Source organism: Amaricoccus sp. B4, from assembly GCF_043226085.1.
In the GTDB taxonomy this organism is placed as follows: domain Bacteria; phylum Pseudomonadota; class Alphaproteobacteria; order Rhodobacterales; family Rhodobacteraceae; genus Amaricoccus.
This window is the reverse complement of the sequence record NZ_CP171225.1, coordinates 2579505-2596409: the sequence shown is the minus strand read 5'-3', so window position 1 is coordinate 2596409 and position 16905 is coordinate 2579505. Positions and strand designations below refer to the sequence as shown.

General features: G+C 69.0%; 16 protein-coding genes. 11 read left to right on the top strand and 5 right to left on the bottom strand.

Annotated elements, in window-relative coordinates; translation table 11 throughout:
* Positions 1 to 53 precede the first annotated feature (53 nt).
* From ACF66B_RS12490 to ACF66B_RS12455, 8 genes are all read left to right on the top strand, one after another.
* Positions 54 to 887: a ChaN family lipoprotein gene (locus ACF66B_RS12490; protein ID WP_111429361.1), complete on the top strand. Its 834-nt coding sequence runs from the start codon at positions 54 to 56 to the stop codon at positions 885 to 887.
* A 76-nt stretch (positions 888 to 963) separates the two neighbouring features.
* Positions 964 to 1851 (top strand): phasin family protein, encoded by an 888-nt coding sequence (locus ACF66B_RS12485; RefSeq protein ID WP_162683215.1) that lies wholly within the window; start codon positions 964 to 966, stop codon positions 1849 to 1851.
* 127 nt (positions 1852 to 1978) lie between these two features.
* Positions 1979 to 2611 (top strand): bifunctional nicotinamidase/pyrazinamidase, encoded by a 633-nt coding sequence (gene pncA / locus ACF66B_RS12480; protein WP_111429363.1) that lies wholly within the window; start codon positions 1979 to 1981, stop codon positions 2609 to 2611.
* A 10-nt stretch (positions 2612 to 2621) separates the two neighbouring features.
* On the top strand, positions 2622 to 3914 hold the full coding sequence (pncB, locus tag ACF66B_RS12475) for a nicotinate phosphoribosyltransferase (RefSeq protein WP_111429364.1): 1293 nt from the start codon (positions 2622 to 2624) through the stop codon (positions 3912 to 3914).
* Between the two features lie 11 nt (positions 3915 to 3925).
* On the top strand, positions 3926 to 5182 hold the full coding sequence (locus ACF66B_RS12470) for a hypothetical protein (protein ID WP_111429365.1): 1257 nt from the start codon (positions 3926 to 3928) through the stop codon (positions 5180 to 5182).
* 50 nt (positions 5183 to 5232) lie between these two features.
* On the top strand, positions 5233 to 7497 hold the full coding sequence (locus ACF66B_RS12465) for a heavy metal translocating P-type ATPase (RefSeq protein WP_111429366.1): 2265 nt from the start codon (positions 5233 to 5235) through the stop codon (positions 7495 to 7497).
* Positions 7494 to 7898: a Cu(I)-responsive transcriptional regulator gene (cueR, locus tag ACF66B_RS12460; protein ID WP_111429367.1), complete on the top strand. Its 405-nt coding sequence runs from the start codon at positions 7494 to 7496 to the stop codon at positions 7896 to 7898. The genes ACF66B_RS12465 and cueR overlap by 4 nt, the downstream gene beginning before the upstream one ends.
* An 83-nt stretch (positions 7899 to 7981) precedes the next feature.
* A complete protein-coding gene (locus tag ACF66B_RS12455) occupies positions 7982 to 9703 on the top strand; it encodes a chloride channel protein (RefSeq protein WP_111429368.1) in 1722 nt (573 codons plus the stop codon).
* Positions 9704 to 9763: 60 nt separating this feature from the next.
* On the opposite strand, the gene ACF66B_RS12450 is transcribed toward ACF66B_RS12455, so the two are convergent.
* Entirely contained in the window at positions 9764 to 10453 is a 690-nt protein-coding gene (locus tag ACF66B_RS12450) for a phosphatase PAP2 family protein (protein WP_392662782.1), read from the bottom strand.
* A gap of 334 nt (positions 10454 to 10787) precedes the next feature.
* On the opposite strand from ACF66B_RS12450, the gene ACF66B_RS12445 reads away from it, so the two are divergent.
* From ACF66B_RS12445 to ACF66B_RS12435, 3 genes are read left to right on the top strand one after another with little or no spacing between them, the layout of a single operon-like run.
* Positions 10788 to 11531: a hypothetical protein gene (locus tag ACF66B_RS12445; RefSeq protein ID WP_111429370.1), complete on the top strand. Its 744-nt coding sequence runs from the start codon at positions 10788 to 10790 to the stop codon at positions 11529 to 11531.
* 6 nt (positions 11532 to 11537) lie between these two features.
* Positions 11538 to 11927 (top strand): phage holin family protein, encoded by a 390-nt coding sequence (locus ACF66B_RS12440; protein WP_111429371.1) that lies wholly within the window; start codon positions 11538 to 11540, stop codon positions 11925 to 11927.
* On the top strand, positions 11927 to 13051 hold the full coding sequence (locus ACF66B_RS12435) for a DUF3618 domain-containing protein (RefSeq protein ID WP_111429372.1): 1125 nt from the start codon (positions 11927 to 11929) through the stop codon (positions 13049 to 13051). Before ACF66B_RS12440 ends, ACF66B_RS12435 begins: the two co-directional genes overlap by 1 nt.
* 74 nt (positions 13052 to 13125) lie before the next feature.
* Here the strand turns inward: ACF66B_RS12435 and ACF66B_RS12430 are convergent, their stop codons facing one another.
* The 4 genes from ACF66B_RS12430 to ACF66B_RS12415 form a co-directional block, all read right to left on the bottom strand.
* Positions 13126 to 14148: an aspartate-semialdehyde dehydrogenase gene (locus tag ACF66B_RS12430; protein ID WP_111429373.1), complete on the bottom strand. Its 1023-nt coding sequence runs from the start codon at positions 14146 to 14148 to the stop codon at positions 13126 to 13128.
* 75 nt (positions 14149 to 14223) lie between these two features.
* Positions 14224 to 15660 (bottom strand): glycosyltransferase family 39 protein, encoded by a 1437-nt coding sequence (locus tag ACF66B_RS12425; RefSeq protein WP_111429374.1) that lies wholly within the window; start codon positions 15658 to 15660, stop codon positions 14224 to 14226.
* Positions 15638 to 15946: a lipid-A-disaccharide synthase N-terminal domain-containing protein gene (locus tag ACF66B_RS12420; protein WP_111429375.1), complete on the bottom strand. Its 309-nt coding sequence runs from the start codon at positions 15944 to 15946 to the stop codon at positions 15638 to 15640. Before ACF66B_RS12420 ends, ACF66B_RS12425 begins: the two co-directional genes overlap by 23 nt.
* Positions 15946 to 16707: a glycosyltransferase family 2 protein gene (locus ACF66B_RS12415; protein WP_392662775.1), complete on the bottom strand. Its 762-nt coding sequence runs from the start codon at positions 16705 to 16707 to the stop codon at positions 15946 to 15948. Before ACF66B_RS12415 ends, ACF66B_RS12420 begins: the two co-directional genes overlap by 1 nt.
* Between the last annotated feature and the right edge of the window lie 198 nt (positions 16708 to 16905).

Below are 16905 nucleotides of genomic sequence, written 5' to 3'. Positions count from 1 at the left end.
CATTCCGCGCTTTTCTGCCTCATTCCCATCGTGACAAGGGTAGAGGATTGGCCATGGCCTGGATCGACCCCGCCACCGGCGCAAAGCTCTCGCACCCCGAGGCGATCGAGCGCCTCGCCCGCGGGCGGGTGGCGCTGCTCGGTGAGCAGCATGACAGCGCGGCGGATCACCGGTTTCAGGAGCTCGTCATTGCCGGGCTTGCCGCGCGGGTCGGCGATCTCCACGTCGGCTTCGAGATGTTTCCGCGCCATCTCCAGCCGGTGCTCGATGCCTGGTGCGGCGAGGGGATGAGCGAGGCGGAATTCCTGCGCGAAACGCGCTGGGAGGAGGTCTGGGGCTTCGAGCCCGAGCTCTACCTGCCGCTCTTCCGGCTCTGCCGCGATCTCGGCCTGCCGATGTTTGCGATGAACGTCGCGCGGCCCGTGGTCTCGCTCATCGGGCGCGAGGGCTGGGAGGCGCTGCCCGGCGAATACCGCGACTGGCTGAGCCCCGCCTTACCGGCGAGCGCGGCCTATCGTCGCTATCTTTTCGCGATTACCGGCGGGGTGCGGCCCGGACGCGCGGCGCAGAGCCCGGAAGACCCTGTTTTCGATCGCTTTGTGCGGGCGCAGCAAGTCTGGGACCGCGCGTTTGCCTGTGCGATCGCGCAGACCTGCGTCGGGCATCCGGAGCGGCGCGTGGTCGGGATCATCGGGCGCGGTCACCTCGAATTCGGCCTCGGAACCCCCGCTCAGCTTGCGGATCTGGGCATTCCGGGCGCGGGACTCGCGCTTCGCGGCGATGCGGACGAAATGCCGCCCTGCGAGGGCATCGAAGCTCCAATCGCAAATCTTCTGTTTCGTTCCGGCGCGGATTGCGCGCGTTCCGGAGCGGTTTCGAAGCGCTGAGACGATTTTTGCTGCACTGCGGCTTCCCGATTCGGCGTTCTCCGTTTACCATCACGGCGCTGTAACTAGAGCTATCATGAGGTCTACGATTATGTCCGACACGCCGAACCCCGAAGCGACGAGCTCCGACGAGACCACGGACCAGGTGACCGAAGCGGCGCCGGCCGAGGCCGAAGCGGAATCCGCCGCCGAGAAGCCGAAGCCCCGGCGGACGCGGGCGCGCAAGACCGCTGCCGCAGACGCCTCGCCCGAACCCGAAGTGTCCGAGCCCGTCGCCGAGGTTGCGGCCGCCGATATCTCGGCCACCACGGAAGCCGCGACCGATGCCGCGGCGCAGGCGACCGCGAAGATGAACGAGATCGTTGCCGCCACCGTCAAGGCGAGCGAGGACGCCGTTGCCAAGGCCTCGGAGCAGATCAAGCTCGCCGAAGCCAAGCTCGAGGAGATGACGGCCCAGGCGACCGAGCGCTCGAAGGCCAACATGAAGGCGGCCGAGGAAGCCTTCGCGAAGTTCCAGGATCTGATGGCGAAGCAGATGAAGGCTGCCGAGGAAGCCTCCGAGAAGGCCTCGGGCCAGATCTCGAAGCTCTTCTCCGACCAGATGGCCGCCGCGGAAGCCAATGTCGCCAAGTTCAAGGCCCGCGCCGAGGAACAGGCGAAAGTCGCCTCGAGCCGCGCGACCGAAGTGCAGAAGCAGGCCTACAAGGGCGCGGAAGCCGCCGGCAGCGCGCTCTTCGGCGGGCTCAACAAGGCCCAGACCGAGATCGGCGAATTCGTCTCCGCGCGGATGCGCCGCGACATGGCCGCGCAGAGCAAGCTGATGGCCTGCCGCAACTTCGACGAATTCCGCGCCGTGCAGAAGGAATTCCTCGACGAGGCGATGAAGGACTATGCCGAGATGGGCTCGCGCTTCATGCAGCTCGCGGGCAGCTTCACGCCGAAGGCGCTCGAACAGAAGGACTGATCCGTCCTGCCGCTGCGGCGGCGGCGCCACGCGTGCCGCCGCCAAGCCTGCTGTTGAAAAGCCGTTTCGCTCCTGCCAGTGTGAGCCCCGCACCGGCAGATGCGAACGGAAGGGTTGCGGCGCAGGCATGGCGATATCTCTCGAGAGGGCGGCGCTCGCCGTCATCGACGTCCAGAACGATTTCTGCCCCGGCGGCGCGCTTGCCGTAACCGGGGGCGATGCGGTCGTGGCGCCGATCAACCGCATCCTGCCAGGCTTCGGCGTGCGGGTGCTGACCCAGGACTGGCATCCGGCCGATCACCTGTCCTTCGCGGCGAACCACCCCGGTGCCGCGCCCTTCTCCACCACCGAGATGCCCTATGGCACCCAGGTGCTCTGGCCCACGCATTGCGTGCAGGGAACGGAGGGGGCGGCGTTTCACCCCGCCCTGGCGACGACGCCCGCCGATCTGGTGATCCGCAAGGGCTTCCGGCCGGCGATCGACAGCTATTCGGCCTTTTTCGAGAACGACCGCGAGACCCCGACCGGGCTCGCGGGCTACCTGCGCGAACGCGGCGTCGAGGCGCTCTATCTTGCCGGGCTCGCCACGGATTTCTGCGTCGCCTATTCGGCGCTCGACGCGGTCCGGCTCGGGTTTTCCGCAATCGTGCTGACCGATGCCTGCCGCGGCATCGATCTCGACGGCTCGCTCGCCGCCGCGATGGCCGGCATGGCGGAGGCGGGCGTCGGCTTCGCCGCCGCCGCCGACCTGCCCGGATGACGGCCGCGCCATGACCGATATCGCAAAGCGCGTCTATGACCATGCCTGGCGGATCGACCCGATCGTCCGGTCGCTGCTCGACACCGATTTCTACAAGCTCCTGATGCTGCAGACCGTCTACCGGCGGCACGCGGATGTGGAGGTCGAGTTCAGCCTCATCAACCGCGCCAGGGATGTGCCGCTGGCGCGCCTCATCGACGAGGCCGACCTTCGGGCGCAGCTCGATCATGCCCGCGGCCTGAGCCTCAGCCGCGGCGAAAGCACCTGGCTGCGCGGCAACACCTTCTACGGCAAGCGCTGGATGTTCGGGCCAGACTTCATGGCCTGGCTCGAGGAGTTCCGGCTGCCGGAATACGAGCTCGTCCGCAAGGACGACCAGTACGAGCTCACCTTCCGCGGCTCCTGGCCCGAGGTGATGATGTGGGAGATCCCGGCGCTCGCGATCCTCATGGAGCTGCGCTCGCGGGCGGTGCTGAACGGCATGGGCCGCTTCGAGCTTCAGGTGCTCTATGCCCGCGCCATGGCGCGGGTCTGGGAAAAGATCGAGCGGCTGCGCGAGATGCCCGACCTGCGCATCTCGGATTTCGGCACCCGGCGGCGGCACGGCTTTCTCTGGCAGGACTGGTGCGTGGAGGCGATGATCGAGGGGCTCGGCGAGAAGTTCTCCGGCTCGTCGAACTGCCTCATCGCCATGCGCCACGACATCGAGGCGATCGGCACCAACGCCCATGAGCTGCCGATGATCTATGCCGCGCTCGCGACGAGCGATGCCGCGCTCCGTCAGGCCCCCTATGACGTGCTGGAAAACTGGCACCGGGATTATGACGGCAACCTCAGGATCATCCTGCCCGACACCTACGGCACAAAGGGCTTCCTCGCGCATGCGCCGGACTGGCTCGCCTCCTGGACCGGCATCCGCATCGATTCGGGCGATCCCGCCGAGGGGGCCGAGACCGCCATTGCCTGGTGGAAGAGCCGCGGCCAGGACCCGCGCGAGAAGCTGGTGATCTTCTCCGACGGGCTCGACGTGGCCAAGATCGAGGAGCTCTATGCGCGCTTCAACGACCGGGTGAAGCTCGGCTTCGGCTGGGGCACGCTGCTCACCAACGATTTCCGCGGCCTCACCCCGCAGGACCGGCTCGCCCCGTTCAGCCTCGTCTGCAAGGCGGTGAGCGCGAACGGCCGGCCGACGGTGAAGCTCTCGGACAATCCCGCCAAGGCGATGGGGCCGGCGGACGAGGTGGCGCGCTACCGCCGGGTCTTCGAGGTCGGCGCGCAGGTCGCGCAGCCCGTCATCGTTTGACCCCGCAGCCCATGCCGCTCCCGTTGCGCCTCCTGCGCGCCGCGACCGCGCTCGTGCTGGCCCTCTTGGGCCTTGCCGCGCTGCTCGCAGCGCTCACGCTGTCGACCGCACCGCATGTGCTGGAGCCGCCGGCGCCGGACCCGCGCGCCGCGGCGCTCGATGCCGAGCTGGCCGGCAACCTCGGCGATCTCCTCGGGAACGGCCAGATGACGGTGCGGGCCGAGGCGATCGGCGCGGCGCTCCGGAGCATCGCCTATCTGCAGCCCGCGCTGCGCGGCGAGGCGGAGATCACCGAAGGCCGCCTCGATGCCGCGGCGAGCCTCGCGCTGCCCGGCGGGCTCTGGCTCAATGCGCGGGTCTCGGTGCTGCCGTCGACGGGTGGTCTCGCGCTCGAGGGGATCCGCGTCGGGCGGCTGCCGCTGCCGCCGGGGCTCACGCTCGCCGCGGTCCGCGCCGCCGCGGACCGGCTCGGAGGGCCGGGCACCGGCGCTGCGGCGCTTGGCGCGGTGGGGCCGGTCGCCATCGGGCCCGATACGCTGAGCGTGGCCCTTGCCGGACCGCGCACCAACGATGGCTTCTTCGAGCGGCTCGTCGCCCAGCTTGTCCATGCCGCCGGGGCGCCGAGCACGGCCGAGATCCGGGAGGCGCTTGCCCTGCTCGACGCGGGCTTTGACGACGGGAGCCTGCCTGCGACCGGCTCGTTTCTCCCCCATCTCCGCCTCGTCGCGGAACAGCCTGTGGCCGAGCGCCCGGCCGCGATCGTTGCGCTCGCGATCCGTTGCGGCAATGCGCGGCTCGGCCGCTTCGTCGGGATCGGCCGCAGCGAGGCCGCCGACACCGGGCGCTGCGACGGCGTGACGCTGGCGGGGCGCGACGATCTCAAACGGCACTTCGCGATTTCCGCCGCCCTCGGCACCGGGCTCGATGCCCGCGCGGCCTTCGGCCTCGGCGAGATCAAGGAACTGCTCGACAGCAATCCCGACGGCTCGGGCTTCAACTTCGAGGACATGGCCGCCGACCTGGCCGGGCTCCGCTTCGCGATGGCTCTGGCCCGCGATCCCGGCGCGGCGGCGCGGATCGGGGTGGAGGGCGACGTAATGCCCGACATCTCGGATCTGCCGCACGACCTCTCGGCCGCCGCCTTCCGCGCCCGCTTCGGCGCAATCGGCGATCCGGCCTATCAGGCGGAGGTCGCGCGGATCAGCGCCCGGATCGACGCGCTGCGGCTGCATTCGGGTGCTGCGGAAATTCACGATCCCGCCTCTTGACCTTCCAATGATGGGAAGCCCCATATGAGAGGGCAACCGAGGAGGTTCCCATGCTGGATGAACGAATCGAAAGTTGTGATCTGGTGGTCGAGGGCATGTCCTGCGCGAGCTGCGCGGGGCGGGTCGAGCGCGCGCTTCTGGCCGCGCCCGGCGTCGCGGCTGCCAATGTGAATTTCGCCACCGGGCGGGCGCATGTCGAGGGCGCGCGCGGGGCGGCGGCACTGGCCGCCGCAGAGCTTGCCGAAATCGTGACGAAGGCGGGCTATCCGGCCCGCCCCGCCGATCCCGCGCCGAAGCCGCAGGCGGACAAGAGCCGGGCCGAGGTCGCGGCGCTGCGGCGCCATGTCATTCTGGCGGGCCTGCTGACCTTGCCGGTCTTCGTGATCGAGATGGGCGGGCACATGGTGCCGGCGCTCCACCACGCGCTGGCCGGGACCTTCGGCGCCTTCGGGGTCAACCTGATCCTGTTCCTGCTCACCACGGCGGTGCTCTTCGGGCCGGGGCGGGTCTTCTTCACCAAGGGGCTGCCCGCGCTTTTCCGCGGCGCGCCGGAGATGAACTCGCTGGTGGCGCTCGGCGCGGGCGCGGCCTGGGCCTATTCGAGCGTCGCGACCTTTGCGCCGGGTCTGCTGCCCGCGGGCACCGCGCATGTCTATTACGAATCCGCCGCCCTCATCGTCACGCTGATCCTCGTCGGGCGCTATCTCGAGGCCCGGGCGCGCGGCCGCACCGGCCAGGCGATCGAGAAGCTCGTCGGCCTCCAGCCACGCACCGCCCGGCGCGTCGAGGACGGCCGGGAGATCGAGGTGCCGATCGAGGAGATCCAGCCGGGGGCACTGCTGCGCGTACGCCCCGGCGAGCGCATCCCGCTCGACGGCACGCTCGTCGAGGGCCATTCCTGGGTCGACGAGGCCATGATCACCGGCGAGCCCGATCCGGTCGAGAAGACCGCGGAGGCGCGCGTCATCGGCGGCACGGTCAACGGCACCGGCACCTTCACCTTCCGCGCGACCCATGTCGGCGCAGAGACCGTGCTCGCGCAGATCGTGCGCATGGTCGAGGACGCCCAGGGCGACAAGCTGCCGATCCAGGCGCTGGTCGATCAGGTGACGCGCTGGTTCGTGCCGGGCATCATGGCGATTGCCGCGCTCACCTTCGCGGGCTGGCTGGTCTTCGGCCCCTCGCCCGCGCTGGCCATGGCGGTGGTAAGCGCGGTGACCGTGCTCATCGTCGCCTGCCCCTGCGCCATGGGGCTCGCAACCCCGACCTCGATCCTCGTCGGCACCGGCCGGGCGGCGGAGGCAGGCATCCTCTTTCGCCGCGGCGCCGCGCTGCAGGGGCTCGCGGGCGTCACCACCATCGCCTTCGACAAGACCGGCACGCTCACCGAGGGCAAGCCGCGCCTGACCGATTTCATCGCCGCCGAGGGCCGCGACCGGGCGACAACGCTCGCCCTCGTCGCCGCCGCAGAGACCGGCTCGGAACATCCGACGGCGCGCGCGATCGTTGCCGCGGCCGAGGCCGACGGGCTTGCGCTGCCCGCGGCCTCCGGGTTTGCCGCAACGCCCGGCAAGGGGGTCGAGGCGCATGTGGACGGGCATGTGGTGCTCCTCGGCAACGAGGGCTTTCTCGCCGGGCGCGGCATCGGGACTGAGGCGCTTGCCGCCGCCGCCACCGGGCTCGAGGGCAAGGGCCGGAGCCCGATCTTCGCCGCCATCGACGGCGAGGCCGCAGCGGTGCTCGCGGTTGCCGATGCGATCAAGCCCGAAGCGGCGGCGGCTCTCGCCGCGCTGCGCGCGGCCGGGCTGGAGATCGCGATGATCACCGGCGATGGCGCGGCAACGGCGCGCGCCATCGCGGGCGAGCTCGGCATCACCTCGGTGCGGGCCAATGTGCTGCCCGGCGAGAAGGCCGAAGCGGTGAAGAGCCTTCAGGCCAACGGGCCGGTCGCCTTCGTCGGCGACGGGATCAACGATGCCCCCGCGCTTGCCCAGGCCGATGTCGGCCTTGCAATCGGCACCGGCACGGACATCGCCATTGACGCGGCCGACGCGGTGCTGATGTCGGGTGAGCTCGGCAATGTCGCCATGGCGGTTGAGATCAGCCGGGCGACCATGCGCAACATCCGCCAGAACCTCGTGTGGGCCTTTGGCTACAACGTGGCGCTGGTGCCGGTGGCGGCAGGGCTGCTCTATCCGGCCTTCGGCATCCTCATGTCGCCGATCCTCGCGGCCGGCGCCATGGCCGCCTCGAGCGTCTGTGTGGTCTCGAACGCGCTCCGGCTCCGCCGGATGCGCCTCGGAGGCCGGGCATGAACATCGGCGAAGCGGCAAGGGCCTCGGGCGTCTCGGCCAAGATGATCCGCTACTATGAGGAGATCGGCCTCATCCCCGAGGCGCAGCGCAGCGGCAACGGCTACCGCGTCTACCGGATGGAGGACGTGCACACGCTGGGCTTCATCCGGCGCGCCCGCAAGCTCGGCTTCTCGGTCGCGCAGATCGAGCAGCTCGTCCGCCTCTGGCAGGACAAGGGCCGCGCGAGCGTGGAGGTGAAGGCGATCGCCGAAGGCCATATCGCCGAGCTCACCGCCCGGATCGAGGAGCTCGAGGCGATGCGCCGCACGCTTGAGCACCTGACCCATGCCTGCCACGGCAACGAACGGCCCGACTGCCCGATCCTCGATGACCTTGCGGGCACAGAGGCCCGCACATCCTGACCGCCTCGCCGCCGCCGGCTCGCATCCCGCGCCGGGCATGATATAGCGGGACGGACGGACGGGAGGTAAGGAGGCGCGCGACGATGCTTGGAGCCCACAGCGCGGCCCGGATTCTGGTCGTCGCCTGTGCCGGCGTCGTCATCGGGGCTGTGGCGAGCGTCGCGGCGGTCGGCTTCGTCGATGCGGTCGGCTGGCTCAACACGCTCTTTCTCGTCTCGCTCGATGCCCGGACCGACACCACCGTGCAGCCATATGTGCTGACGGCACTCACCATCCTCGGGCCGGCGGGCGGGGGGCTCGCGACCGGCCTGATCGTCCGCCACGTGATCCGCGAACAGCGCGCGCTCGGCCCCGCCGATGCGATCCTCGCCGTGCAGGGCCGGAACCCGATGCCGAGCCTCCAGAGCGGGCTCGGCGCCACGCTTGCCGCCCTCATCGCGCTCGGAACCGGCGCCTCGATCGGGCAATACGGCCCGCTCGTGGTAATGGGCGCGACGATCGGCGACATCGCGCGGCGGCTCGAGCGGCATTTCCGCGACCTGCGCTCGATCTCGATTGCCTGCGGCGTCGCGGCCGCCATTGCCACGGCCTTTCATGCCCCGATCGCGGGTCTCATCTTTGCCCACGAGGTCGTGCTGCGCCATTACGCGCTCCGGGCCTTCGCACCCGTCGCCGTCGCGGCCGCCATGGGCCATGTGATGGCCACGCGCGTCTTCGGGCAGGACCCGCTGATCGCGGTCAGCTTCGCGGGCATCGCCCATGACTATGAATTCGTGTTCTTCGCCATCGAGGGGATCCTCGCGGCCCTGCTCGCCACGCTCTACATGACGCTGATCCTGCGCTCCGGCCAGCTCGCGAGCCGCCTGCCGATGCCGCCGGCGCTGCGCCCGGCCCTCGCGGGCCTTGTGCTCGGCCTCGTCGCGACGCAGGTGCCGGAGGTGCTCGGCATCGGCCGGGGCGTGCTCCAGCACACGGCCGAGGACGGCGCCTTCACCATGGGCGCGCTCGCCGAGCTGCTCGTCGCCAAGACGGCGATGACCGCGCTCTGCCTTGGCTTCGGGTTTGTCGGCGGCGTGTTCAGCCCGGCGCTGCTGATCGGCGGGGTTGGCGGCGCGCTCTACGGGCTCGTGCTCGCGGCGCTGCTGCCGGGCGCGACCTCCGGCGTCGCGGTCTATGCCATCTGCGGCATGATGGCGATGGCGAGCCCGGTGATCGGCGCGCCGCTCACCACGATCCTCATCGTCTTCGAGATGACCGCGAACTACCAGCTCACTATCGCCGTCATGGCCTCGGTCGCGTTTGCCAACCTGCTCGCCCACCGCGCCTTCGGCCGCTCGCTCTTCGACGTGCAGCTCAAGCGCCGCGGCTTCGATCTCTCGGAGGGGCGCGACCGGGCGATCCTGCACGACCGCCGGGTCTCGGAGCTTCTGACCCAGGATTACCTCGCGCTCCGCCCCTCCGATCCGGTCGGGAAGATGATCGAGCTTTGCGCCGGGCGCCGCCGCGGCGAGGTGCTGCTCATCGACGCCGAGGGCGCCTATCGCGGCCGGGTGCAGCTTCAGGACGCGATCGCGGCCCCCGCCACCGCCCGGCTCGAAAGCCTCGCCGATGGAGGCGGCCTCACCTTCGGCGAGACGACGACGCTCTGGGAGGCGATGGCGCGGCTCCGGGCCTTCAGCGGCGAGGCCGTGCCGCTCGTCACCGCCGAGGGCCAGGTGGCGGGGGTGGTGCCGGAGGGCGCGCTGATCCGGGGCTACATGGATTCGATCCACGACCTCCGCCGCGAGGAGAACGCCGGCGCCTGAGCACCGCTGCACGGCGAGGACAGTTTCGGGCCCAATCCCGGTCGGGAACGGGATTGCGCCCTACCGCGTGATCTGGCGCGCCAGCAGCCAGAAGCCGAGCGCCCAGGCACAGCCCGCGAGCCAGCCCGCCAGCACATCCGTCGGCCAGTGCACGCCCAGCACCACCCGGCTCACGCCGATGAGCAGGGTGAGCGCCATGGTGACCCCGAGCACGAAGATCTTGAGCCGCCGCTGCGACTGGGCGCGCGCCAGCATTGCGCCGAGCGTGAGGTATGTCATCGCCGAAAGCATCGCGTGGCCGCTCGGAAAGCTCATTGTGGAGACATCGACGAGATGCGGCACCACATCGGGCCGGGCCCGGTTGAAGCCGAGCTTCATTGCCGTCTCGACGAGCGCGCCGAGCGAGATCGAGAGCGCGGTGAGGCCCGCCAGCCGCGGGCGCCCTGCCGTGAAGAGATAGGCCACCGAGATCACCGTCAGCAGGGTGATGACGGTGGTGCCGCCGAGGCTCGTGATATCGACGAAGGCCGATTGCAGCCAATGTGGCCCGATGGTGCGCGAGGGATCGTCCGTCACGCGCAGCCAGACGAGGATCGCGCGGTCGACCGCGTGGGTCTCGTTCTCGAGAACCTCGTCGGCCAGGGCCGCAAAGAGCCAGATGAGCCCCGCGACGGCGCCGAGCGGCAGAAAGAACCGCGGCTCGACCGGGCTGCGCCGGATCCAGTTCCCGACAGTTGTCCGCAACATCATGTTTCGCCCCCTGCACGTCGCATCTGCCTGACATAAGGCCTTGGACCGGCAGTGCAAGTGCGCGCGCGAGGGCGGGAAAGGGCGCGGCGGGGACGCCGATTTCCGGCCTCATGCCGCCACCGCATCGGCGGAGTTTCACGCACGGGGCGGAACATAAGAAGCTCCCACCGGAACATAAGAACCTGCCGAGCGTTACTTAGGCAAATCACGGGAGGAAAAAACCATGCACAACATCTTCTATCTGATCGGTGTGATCGTCGTCATCCTCGCAGTGCTCTCTTTTATTGGACTGGCCTGAACAAATGGCCCCATCTCAGCAGGGAGACAATAAATAATGGAGACCACCGAGCACGACCAGACGACAGGCCCCAGAGCTGACACGCTCTCGGGCAGAGAGAACATCAAGGAAACCGGGCGCGAGGCGCTCTCGGCCGCCCGGGAGCGGGTTGACGCGGCAGGCACCGAGGCCCGCTCCATGCTCGACGACGCCGTGGGGGCCGCCCAGCAGCAAACCGAAGCAGCCAAGGGCCATACGGCCCACGAGATCCGCAGGACCGCGGAAGGCCTCGAGGCGGCGGCGCGGGAGTTGCAGGACTCGCCGTTGCAGCACGATCTCCTCAACGAGGCGGCAGAGGGGCTGCAACAGATTTCGCGCGCGGTGGATGGCAAGAGCATCTCGCGCATGTCCGCAGACCTTTCGGATTTCGCACGCTCCAACCCGGTCGCCTTTCTTGGCGGCGCTGCCCTGACGGGATTTGCGCTCGCCCGGTTCGCACGGGCCGGCGATCCCCGGTCGGCCACCAGCGGGTATACCGCCGACGGCCACGCCGCCGGTGCGGCACATGCGGGATATTCGACGTCGCCCCGCGCAACGGAACCGGCCTTCGGAAGCAACCCGGGTCGCGAAAACCCGAGCCGCGGGCCGGAAGCAGCCTCAACGAGCACCCTGCCCGGAGCGGGCGTCTCCGCTCCCAAGCCTGCTCCGAAACCTGACCCGACAATCGGAACCAACGTGCCGGCCGCGTCTTCGGTCGGGATCACCGAGCAGGGCCATCCGCCCGTGAAACCGGGAGTTTGATCGCAGATGTCCAACCTCAATGAACGCTCGACACCGGCACTGATGACCGATCTCGTCGGGCATGTCACCGAACTGGTTCGCAAGGAAATCCAGCTCCTGCGGGCCGAACTCAGCTCCAAATCCACCCAGGTGGTCATGGCGCTCGGCGCACTCGTCGCCGCCCTGGCCTTCTGTCTCACCGCGCTCAACGTGCTGGCGGCCGCTCTGGTCGCCGCCCTGACGGAGGCGGGTGTGCACGGGATCTGGGCCGCCGTCATTGTCGGAGGCCTTGTTGCCGTGGCCGCCTTCGCTCTCGCGGGCAAGGGCATGAACTCTCTCAAGGCAGTCAACCTCGCGCCCGAACGCACCGCCCAGGCGGCATCCCGTGACGCGACCATGCTCAAGGAAAAGATGTGATGTCCGAGACAGTCACGGAGCCTCACGACAAGAGCGTCCGCGAGCTTGAACGCGATGTGAACGAGACACGGGCGAGCGTCTCGCGCACGATCGACGAGCTTCAGAGCCGTGCGAGCATGGGCAACATCGTCGATCAGGTTGTCTCCGCCATTGGCGAGAACGGCGGCGAGATGAGCCGCAATCTCGGCAGAACCCTGCGCGACAATCCCCTGCCCGCACTGCTCACGGGCGTCGGGCTCGCATGGCTCATGGCCGGGGGCGGCGGACCGCGCCTGCATGGCAGGGATACCGGCGAGGACTGGGGCGATCGGAACACCGACCACGCCCTGTCCACCTATGGCCGCGGCTCGACCCTTCGGCCCGCGCGCACACATGTGCCTGATGCCTCGGGCGACCCATCGTATCTCGGATCGCGCGGGGCAGACACAGCGCGCCCCGGCATGGTTCCGCCCGCGGGTGGAGCCGGAGGACAGGACGACACGGCATTTTCGCGCGCGGGCAGCGCGGCGAAGGATGCCGCCTCGCGCGTCGGCAGCGGTGCGTCAGACATGGCGGACAGCATTCGTGCAGGCGCCCGGAACCTCTCGGACGGCGTGAGAGATCAGGTCTCCGGAGCCGGCACTGCCCTGAATGACGCAGGCCTCGCCGCCCAGGCCCGGGCAGGAGAGATGCGCGACCGGGCGATGGCCGCGGGCCGCAGGGACCTGGATCGCGTGAACGACGCGATGCAGGAACAGCCCCTCGTCTTCGGGGCGCTTGCCATGGCGCTTGGTGCCGCGATCGGCGGGGCACTGCCGTCCACGCGCGCGGAAGACCGGTTGCTCGGCGAGAAATCCGACCAGCTCAAGGCCTATGCGCGGCAGGTCGTGGAGACGGAAGGCGCCAAGGCGCAAGCCACCGCCGGGGCGGTCGCGCAGGAAGCGGTCAAGATCGCGGATGAGGCGGCAGGTCGTCTCGACCGGGAGACGCCGGGAGGTCGCGATGCGGTGGAACGCGCGGAAGCCGGATTGCGCTCGACAGCGGGCCGGCTGGCCGATGCCGGCCGCGAGGAGGCCGAGCGCCAGAAGCTTGGCGAAAGCGTCGGCCTCGACGTGAAGAAGGACGTGAAGAAGACCGAGACCTGAGGCACTGCCTTGCGCTCGTCCGGCGCGATGGCGCCGGGCGAACGGGCTCTGTGCATTTCAGCCGGTTCGGGCGATCAGCCCTTCTTGAGCACCCGGCGGCCGAGCAGCTCGGCGATCTGCACCGCGTTGAGCGCGGCGCCCTTCCTGAGGTTGTCGGAGACCACCCACATCACGAGGCCGTTCTCGACCGTCGCATCGGTGCGGATGCGGCTGATGAAGGTCGCGTAATCGCCGACGCATTCGACAGGCGTCGCATAGCCGCCCGGCTCGCGCTTGTCGATCACGAGACAGCCCGGCGCCTCGCGCAGGATCTCGCGGGCCTCGTCCTCGTCGATCGGATCCTCGAACTCCACGTTGATCGCCTCGGAGTGCCCGACGAAGACCGGAACGCGGACGCAGGTTGCGGTGACCTTGATCGCGGGATCCACGATCTTTTTGGTCTCCGCGACCATCTTCCACTCTTCCTTCGTGTAGCCGTCCTCCATGAAGACGTCGATGTGCGGGATCACGTTGAAGGCGATCTGCTTGGGGTAGACCGAAGGCGCGACCTCCTGACCCGGCACATACATGCCCTTGGTCTGGTTCCAGAGCTCGTCCATCGCTTCCTTGCCCGAGCCCGAAACGGACTGGTAGGTCGAGACGACGACGCGCTTGATCTTCGCCCGGTCATGCAGCGGCTTCAGCGCCACCACCATCTGCGCGGTCGAGCAGTTGGGATTCGCGATGATGTTCTTCTTCGAATAGCCCTCGATCGCGTCGGGGTTCACTTCCGGCACGATCAGCGGAATGGCCGGGTCGTAGCGGTAGAGCGAGGAGTTGTCGATCACCACGCAGCCCGCCGCCGCGGCCTTCGGCGCATAGGTCTTCGTCGCGTCCGAGCCGATCGCGAAGAGCGCGATGTCCCAGCCGGTGAAATCGAAGGTGTCGAGGTCCAGGGTCTTGATAGTCTTCTCGCCGAAGGAGCATTCGGTGCCTAGGCTCTTGCGCGAGGCAAGCGCCGCGATCTCGTCAACGGGGAATTCCCGCTCGGCGAGGATGTTCAGCATTTCGCGGCCCACATTGCCCGTGGCACCGACGACGGCGATACGATAACCCATTTCCTTGTCTCCAGATATGGCGACCGCGCTTCTGCACGCTTTGGGTCCGAATGTAAATCGCCGAGTGCGGCCGGTTCAGCCTGCGTCGGGGAACCAGCAGCTCCGCGGCACCCGGAATGCCCCGATCTCGCCCACGAAGAAGCCCTCCGTCGCCTCCCAGGTCTCGATCGGCCGCGCATCGGGGCAGCCCTTGGGCGGGCGGGCCTTGCGGCTCACGTAGAGCACCTCGCCCGGACCGGGGGGCAGCGGATGGGTCTGGGCATAGTGGCTGTCGGGGAAGCCTTCCGGGGGCGGGGCATAGATCTCGAGCCCCGAATCGCGCAGCGTCCAGAACTCGTCGGCCAGCAGCACCCGGCTCGGGCTCACCAGCACCCCGAGCCCCTCGCGCTTGGCGATCGCCTCGGCGCGGGTGCTGATCGCGCCCATGCCGATGTAGCGCGCCATCACCAGATTGCCGCCCATCCGCCAGCTGTCGGCGAAGATCACCGAAACCGGCAGCGCCAGCGCGAGAAAGCCGTTGATCGCGAAGCTCGCGGTCAGCCAGCGCGGGCGCGCGGCGAGCACCGTGATCCCGATCAGCACCGCGCCGAGATGCCCCGCCGCCGCCCAGTTGGCATTCGCCCCCGAGAGGATCGCCTGCACCGAGACGATGGCAAGCGCCGGCAGCGCCATCAGCGCGAGAAACCGGATGCGCCAGTCGCGCCCGATCCCGCCGAGGCCGACGAGGAAGGCGCCGAAGAGCACCGGGCCCGAGACCGCGAACTGCCCGCCCCAGAATTCGAGCAGCTTGCCGAACTCGAGCCGCACCCCGTGCCAGTCGGCGTTGTCGGCGGTGTGATGGAGCGTGGTGAGATCGTGCGAGAGGTTCCAGAAGATGTTGGGCGAGACGGTCACCAGCCCGGCCACCACGGCAATCCCCGCATCGCGCCAGCCGATCCGGGCCTGCCGCACGAAGAGTGCGGCGATGAGGGCCGAGACCGGAAAGTAGATCATCGCGTATTTCGCGAGCAGCCCGAGCCCCACCGCCACGCCCATCACGAGCGCCCACCCCGCCGAGGCGCGCTGGCCAAGCCGCACGAAGGCGTAGAGCGCGAGCGCAAAGAAGAAGAGCATCGGCGTGTCGGTCGAGACCAGCAGGCAGGCGAGCGACACCGCCGGCAGGGTTGCGAAGGCAAGCCCCGCGAGCGCGCCCACCCGGTCTCCGAAAAGCCGCCGCCCGGTCGCGAGCAGCAGAAGGGCCGTGCCTGCGTGGATGAGCGCGAGCGGCGCGTGGATCCAGAAGGGCGAGTTGCCGCCGAGATCGGTGGCGGCGCGCAGGATCCAGGCGATCAGCGGCGGCTTGGAATAGTAGCCCCAGTCGAGCGTCTGGCCCCAGAACCAGTATTGTGCCTCATCAACGAAGAGCTCCGCCGTGGAAAACGGCAGCAGCGCGAGCCGCCAGAGCGTGATCGCGGCAATGCCGGCGAGGCAGAGCGCGACCGCGCGCGCGTCAGGCTGCGCGCTTTTCGGCATAGATCAGATAGAGGTTGCGCAGGTAGATGAAGAGCCCGGTGGCCTGCCCGAGGATGAAGACCGGATCCTTCCGGTAGATCGCGTAGGACAGCAGGATCAACCCTCCCGCGATCGAAAAATACCAGAACGCCACCGGCATCACCGACTTGCGCGCCCGCTCCGAGGAGATCCACTGCACGATGAAGCGCATGGAGAACATGAGCTGGCCCGCGAGGCCGACCACGACCCACCAGAGCTCGGTCAGGCTGTTCACATGCAGGAATTCAAGAACCCGCTCGAAACTCATCACTCGTCCCCCGCCTCGATGCCCCGGACCTTCTTGCGCCGCTTGAGCAGCCATACGACGCCGATGAGGTCATATACACCGACAAGCGCCCGACCGAGATTGGCGTAATTCGAGCTTCCCGCGTGGCGTGGCGCATGGGCCACATCCGCATGCAGCACCGTCCAGCCGTCGCGGATCGCGAGCGCGGGCAGATAGCGGTGCATGTGATCGAAATAGGGAAAGGCGAGGAAGGCATCGCGCCGGAAGAGCTTGAGGCCGCAGCCGGTGTCGCGGGTGCCGTCGTTGAGGAGCTTCTGGCGCAGCGCGTTCGCGGCCTTCGAGGCCCAGCGTTTCGAAGCGGTATCCTTGCGCCCCACCCGCTCGCCCGCAACCACCGCGACGCCCTCGGGGAACGCGCGGCCGTCGAGCCGGGCGAGAAGCTTCGGGATTTCCGAGGGCGGATTCTGGCCGTCCGCATCGAGGGTGCAGATCGCATACCCCCGCGCGGCCAGCACGCCCGTATGCACCGCCGCCGACTGCCCGCCGCTCGCCCCGTGCCGAATCAGCCGCACGAACGGATGGCGCCCCGCCATCTCCAGCACCTTCGCCGCCGTGTCGTCGGTCGATCCGTCATCGACATAGATGATCTCGAACGGGGCATAGGCCGCACAGGCCGACACGATGCCCTCGACGACCAGCTCGATATTGCCGGATTCGTTCTTTGCCGGGATGACGATGGAAAGCCAGGGACCCTCGGATGGCAACTCCATGCTCGCCGCCATGGTCCGCCTCTTTCACACGTTACACTTTTTTCGAAGACCGCCCGCCCCGTATCGCCACAAGCAGGGGGCGCCCCGTCTTCCGCCCGGGCAGCACACCCGTGCGGAGGGCCAATATCCCACCGGCCGCCCGACGAATGCAACCCGGCCCGGTGCGTTTTTTCGCCCTTGCCGCAACGAAACCTGCCGTCGGCGGAGCCG

Coding starts and splice junctions, on each gene's coding strand:
- ACF66B_RS12490 (WP_111429361.1), top strand. CDS start 54: ATGGCCTGGATCGACCCCGCCACCGGCGCAAAGCTCTCGCACCCCGAG.
- ACF66B_RS12485 (WP_162683215.1), top strand. CDS start 964: ATGAGGTCTACGATTATGTCCGACACGCCGAACCCCGAAGCGACGAGC.
- pncA (WP_111429363.1), top strand. CDS start 1,979: ATGGCGATATCTCTCGAGAGGGCGGCGCTCGCCGTCATCGACGTCCAG.
- pncB (WP_111429364.1), top strand. CDS start 2,622: ATGACCGATATCGCAAAGCGCGTCTATGACCATGCCTGGCGGATCGAC.
- ACF66B_RS12470 (WP_111429365.1), top strand. CDS start 3,926: ATGCCGCTCCCGTTGCGCCTCCTGCGCGCCGCGACCGCGCTCGTGCTG.
- ACF66B_RS12465 (WP_111429366.1), top strand. CDS start 5,233: ATGCTGGATGAACGAATCGAAAGTTGTGATCTGGTGGTCGAGGGCATG.
- cueR (WP_111429367.1), top strand. CDS start 7,494: ATGAACATCGGCGAAGCGGCAAGGGCCTCGGGCGTCTCGGCCAAGATG.
- ACF66B_RS12455 (WP_111429368.1), top strand. CDS start 7,982: ATGCTTGGAGCCCACAGCGCGGCCCGGATTCTGGTCGTCGCCTGTGCC.
- ACF66B_RS12450 (WP_392662782.1), bottom strand. CDS start 10,453: ATGATGTTGCGGACAACTGTCGGGAACTGGATCCGGCGCAGCCCGGTC.
- ACF66B_RS12445 (WP_111429370.1), top strand. CDS start 10,788: ATGGAGACCACCGAGCACGACCAGACGACAGGCCCCAGAGCTGACACG.
- ACF66B_RS12440 (WP_111429371.1), top strand. CDS start 11,538: ATGTCCAACCTCAATGAACGCTCGACACCGGCACTGATGACCGATCTC.
- ACF66B_RS12435 (WP_111429372.1), top strand. CDS start 11,927: ATGTCCGAGACAGTCACGGAGCCTCACGACAAGAGCGTCCGCGAGCTT.
- ACF66B_RS12430 (WP_111429373.1), bottom strand. CDS start 14,148: ATGGGTTATCGTATCGCCGTCGTCGGTGCCACGGGCAATGTGGGCCGC.
- ACF66B_RS12425 (WP_111429374.1), bottom strand. CDS start 15,660: ATGCCGAAAAGCGCGCAGCCTGACGCGCGCGCGGTCGCGCTCTGCCTC.
- ACF66B_RS12420 (WP_111429375.1), bottom strand. CDS start 15,946: ATGAGTTTCGAGCGGGTTCTTGAATTCCTGCATGTGAACAGCCTGACC.
- ACF66B_RS12415 (WP_392662775.1), bottom strand. CDS start 16,707: ATGGCGGCGAGCATGGAGTTGCCATCCGAGGGTCCCTGGCTTTCCATC.